This is a genomic window from Pseudoalteromonas sp. SR45-5, assembly GCF_014163565.1.
Lineage (GTDB): Bacteria > Pseudomonadota > Gammaproteobacteria > Enterobacterales > Alteromonadaceae > Pseudoalteromonas > Pseudoalteromonas distincta.
Genome location: NZ_JACJDN010000829.1, coordinates 1 through 1,429, shown reverse-complemented (window position 1 = coordinate 1,429; position 1,429 = coordinate 1). Strand labels below are relative to the sequence as shown.

Genomic DNA, 1,429 nt, shown 5'->3' with positions numbered 1-1,429 from the left:
CCCTCATAGGGATGAGGGACTATTTAAAATAATAAGGTTTAATAACAACATGACTGCCGTACTCATTATTGTTGCTTTAAGTTATATAGGTGTGCTGTTTTGGCTTGCCAATTGGGGCGATAAAACAACCCCTTTAGCAAAGCGTATTAGCCATCACCCATTTGTGTATTCACTCTCACTCGGGATTTACTGTACCTCTTGGACTTATTACGGTTCGGTAGGAACAGCCGCCACCAGCAGTTGGAGTTACTTGCCAATATTATTAGGCCCTGCGTTGCTGTTTTTATTCGGCCAAGGATTTTTACGTAAGCTGGTACTGGTAAGTAAAAAACAAAATATAACGACTATTGCTGACTTTATTTCAGCTCGTTACGGCAAACGTCAAACTACAGCAATAATGGTTACTGTAATCGCATTACTGGCAACCATTCCCTACATTGCACTGCAATTAAAAGCGCTTAGTACAAGCTTTTTACTTTTGCAAAACAGTAATAAAATATCCGGCGATATGCTCGCGCTTTCTGCCACACTAATTATGGCTTTATTTGCTATATTTTTTGGTACTCGCAAAGTTGATGTAACTGAATATCGCTCTGGCTTAATGCTTGCTGTTGCATTTGAATCTATGATCAAACTTATTGCTCTTATTGCCGTTGCGGGGCTTGCAGTATTTACACTTTTTAATTTACCCGAAGCCACCACGAACAAAGTAACTGAGTCTATTTGGGGTCACTGGAGCGATTTTAACTTTTTTAGCTTTAACTTTATTGGCCAGTCTTTAATGGCTGCAGCGGCTATTATATGTTTGCCTCGCCAGTTTCATGTAACCGTGGTCGACAACCAAAACAAACGCCACTTACTTACCGCTCGCTGGGCTTTTCCGCTGTATTTACTACTAACAGCCGCAATGATTTTACCTATTGCGACTGCGGCCATTCATCCTGAAATTGGCAGCGGTTATTCACCCGACAGCTTTGTACTTGCCCTACCGCTAATTAACGACAATGCATTCTTAACCACTTTTGTATTTATAGGTGGACTATCTGCCGCCACCGCAATGATAGTGGTAGCAACGCTTACATTAAGCACGATGATTTCAAACGATGTGGTATTGCCGTTAATGCTGCGTAGAAAGTTTAAACGTAACTTAATTACCAGCAGTTATAAGTCTCGTATATTACTTGTAAGGCGCTTTGCTATTGCAGGCATATTAATTTTGGCCTATTTCTATCAGCAATGGTTTGGCCATAGTAGCGCACTGGCCAGTATGGGCTTGGTCGCATTTTCACTTGTTACCCAATTGCTACCCTCTATTGTGGGTGGTTTATATTGGCGAAAAGGTCATGCTTATGGGGTGTATGCGGGTTTGGTAGCAGGCTTTATTTGCTGGATACTATTTTTAATGCTGCCAATACTCGATGCCGGCACA

Annotated in this window: 1 pseudogene; it reads left to right on the top strand. The window is 41.5% G+C overall.

Annotation, left to right across the window (positions count from 1 at the left end):
* Positions 1-49 precede the first annotated feature (49 nt).
* Positions 50-1,429: pseudogene (locus tag H5072_RS19395) on the top strand (hybrid sensor histidine kinase/response regulator); the annotation flags it as partial.